Source organism: Aminobacter sp. P4_D5 (assembly GCF_056401815.1).
In genome coordinates, this window is record NZ_JBFUIP010000311.1 from 1 (window position 1) to 3,372 (window position 3,372).

Sequence of the window (3,372 nt, forward strand, 5' to 3'; positions counted from 1 at the left end):
AGTCTGGGCAGACCTGCATCGGTCAACAAGATGGTTCATATGATGCGCAAACGCCGGGGCTGTTTTGTCTTCGATCAACCCCCTCGCTGGCGGATCAATTCGCAGCAATCGTCGCCTGAAGAAGCAAGCAACAAGGTCGGTTCTTCAGCCCTCCGGAAGTTTGCACCAGAACCGTTCAAATCGCGTATTCGGCAATTACTGCGAGGAACGCGGGGCCGTAGCGCTCGAGCTTAGCCTCACCCACGCCTGGGACCTTGGTCATCTCCATACGCGATGCCGGGCGGGCGGCGGCCAGCTCGATGAGCGTCTTGTCATGGAAAATCACGTAGGGCGGCACATTCTGCGTTCGGGCGATTTCCATGCGCTTTTCCCGCAGCGCCTGGAAAAGCGCGCGGTCGGCATCGGGCAGAGCGATTGATGCCTGATTGCGAGTGAGCTTTTCCCGTCCGGCGCGCGGCGGTGGTGGCACACGCAGCATAAGCGTTGGCTTTTCGCGCAGGAACTGCCGCCCTGCCTCCGAGATCGACAGCCCGCCATGGCCAGCCAGGTCGACCGCGATCAGCCGCAGGGCAATCAACTGCCGCAAGATCGCGCGCCAGGTGCGATTGTCATGCTCCTTGCCGATACCGTAGGTGGAGATACGGTCATGGCCGAAGCCAGCAATGCGCTTGTCCTCGCCCCCCAAAAGCACATCGACGATGTATGCTTGGCCGAAACGCTCGTCGGTGCGGTGAATGCAAGATAGGGCTTTTTGCGCAGCGGTCGTTCCGTCGAACAATTGCGGGGGCTCGGCGCAGGTGTCGCAGTTACCGCAGGGCTCGCTGTGGTCACCAAAGTAAGACAGCAGCACCTGGCGACGACAGCCTGCCGTCTCGGCCAGCCCAAGCAGCGCATCGAGCTTCTGCCGTTCCATGCGCTTGCGCTGCTCGGGTGCGTCCGATTCCTCGATGAAGCGGCTGCGCAGCGCGATATCCTCATGGCCATAAAGCATGAGCGTATCGGAAGGCAGGCCGTCGCGCCCGGCGCGCCCGGTTTCCTGATAATAGGCCTCGATGCTGCCCGGCAAGTCGATATGAGCGACGAAACGTACATCCGGTTTATCGATGCCCATGCCAAACGCGATGGTGGCCACCATGATGACGGCTTCATCGAGCTGGAAGCGCGCCTGGTTGGCTGCGCGCGCGGCCTTGTCCATGCCGCCGTGATAAGGCAGCGCATCATAGCCTTCCGCACAAAGCCAGGCGGCTGTCTCTTCCGTCTTTCGCTTCGACAGACAGTAGACGATGCCGCTCTCGTCCTCATGGTTCTTCAGGAAACGCTTCAGTTGGCCCCGCGGATTGTCTTTCTCCTGGATGGCATAGCGGATGTTCGGCCGGTCGAAGCCGGCGATGAAGGCGTCGCTCTCCGCGATCTGAAGATGCGCGAGGATCTCGGCCCGAGTTGGCGCGTCGGCGGTCGCCGTCAGCGYCATGCGCGGCGTGTCGGGGAATAGCCTGACCAGCGCGTCGAGCTGACGATATGAGGGCCGGAAATCATGTCCCCATTGCGACAGGCAATGCGCTTCGTCGATGGCGATCAGCGACAAGGGCACCTGGCCGAGCCGCTCCAGGACTTCGGGCCTCAATAGCGTTTCGGGAGCGACATAGAGGAGGTCCAGCGCGCCGGACGACACGTCTTGCCACAACGCGCTTCGCTCATCGCCTGGCAAGTCGGAGTTGAGTGAAGCGGCATTGACCCCGGCCTGACGCAAGGCGGCGACCTGATCGGCCATCAGGGCGATCAGCGGCGAGACGATAAGGCCCATGCCGGGCCGCGCAATCGCCGGGATCTGGTAACACAGCGATTTGCCGCCGCCCGTCGGCATCAAGACAAAGGCGTTGTTGCCGGCCGTCACATGCTCGACGATCTCCGCCTGAGGCCCACGAAAGGCGTCGTAGCCATAAACGGCTTTCAGGATATGGGCGGGATCAGAGGTCAAAGCGGCCTTCGTTGGAATCAGAAAGATATTGCCTGATAGCAGATTTGCGAGGTGCCTGGGGCGCCGCCTGTTCGCAAATACGCACTGCCGGGTACCTGGAAGGGGCAGCGGCCGCATTTCTTCAACATCGCGCCGGCCATAATTGAACCGCAAGTAGAGCCGGACGGCACGAGCGGTGCCCTGAATAGGCTGGCTGCGGTTCTTGTGGGCCGGTGCGGGTCTACGCGTCGCCCGGCGCTCCCCCAAGTTCCTTGCCCGAAAAATAGTGCGACTGCATTATCTAGACTTTTGCGGAGCGCCAGGATGCGAACATCATGACTGTGCGTCCCATCTTCATGACTGAACGTCCCAATATGACGTTCGGACGGTGACAGCACAATCTGGCCGTGCGAGAGCCGCTGGAGCAGTTCACCCGAAATGCTCTGCTGGGTGGTCGGCGCGCGCTACATTTACAGTTGTGTCGTGCCGGCTCCTCGCCGGCTAGCGACGCGTTCGTGGCACTGGCAGCATCCCCCGCCTTGGCCGATGGTCCCAAATGGGGAATGTACCTGGACTTTGAGGCGCTTGGGGCACTGAGCACCTGCTTGGTGATTTCGGGCTTTCCGTGATTTACGAATGCCATTGATCACATTTACCGACAGAACGTGGGGGATCATGCCAAACATTTCCAGATTGTATTTCATCACTGCAATTTGCTTTCTAATTGCCGGGATTCTGGTCGGGCTGCAGATGTCGATTGCCCATGACTACGTTGCAGCCGGCGCACACGCGCATATCAATCTCCTCGGCTGGGTGACGATGTCTATATTCGGCGCGTTTCACGCGCTTAACCCGCGCGGTGCCGGGACACGCTTGGCGAAAGTGCAATACTATGTCTACACTGGCGGTGTGATTGTGATGACGCCTGCTCTCTACTTGCTGCTGACCGGAAACCCGTCATTGGAGCCAGTTGTCGCGGTGTCATCTCTGGTGGTCTTCACCGGCGTACTCATGTTCGCCGCGATTATGTTCCGCACTCGCGCAGGCTGATTGAAAGGGGTTTGAAGATGGGCGCCATCGCTTACGCTGCGTATCGATGTTTTCCTTGATCGCGAATGCACGAGCCAGACTCGACTTCGGGAAACCCACAGACTGAGATTGCAAGCCAGAGAACCAGTGGCGTACAGGCAGCAGGATCACGGAATGGTCGAAAAAGCGGCATCTGAACTTAAGCCGTTGTCTGAAGTGGCGCGCGCATCGCGCGGTATTGTTTGGCCGTTTTCTCCGGGTATGGAATGCTTCGCCGCCTGGAAGGTGGCGCTCTCGCGATTGGTTGACTGTGCCATACCGGACGACGCCGACCCGACTTTGTTCGACTTTCACGGCTGCAGTTGGCAGCTCCCCGAAGCCTTCGT

General features: G+C 60.0%; 2 protein-coding genes and 1 pseudogene. 2 read left to right on the forward strand and 1 reads right to left on the reverse strand.

What is annotated here, in order from left to right; genetic code table 11:
- Nucleotides 1–175: 175 nt before the first annotated feature.
- A complete protein-coding gene (gene recQ / locus AC1DWF_RS31145) occupies nucleotides 176–1,978 on the reverse strand; it encodes a DNA helicase RecQ (RefSeq protein WP_476842488.1) in 1,803 nt (600 codons plus the stop codon).
- 654 nt (nucleotides 1,979–2,632) lie between these two features.
- On the opposite strand from recQ, the gene AC1DWF_RS31150 reads away from it, so the two are divergent.
- Nucleotides 2,633–3,007, forward strand: a complete 375-nt coding sequence (locus AC1DWF_RS31150; RefSeq protein WP_476785774.1) for a hypothetical protein — start codon at nucleotides 2,633–2,635, stop codon at nucleotides 3,005–3,007.
- 153 nt (nucleotides 3,008–3,160) lie between these two features.
- Nucleotides 3,161–3,372 (forward strand): annotated as a pseudogene (locus tag AC1DWF_RS31155) (hypothetical protein); the annotation flags it as partial.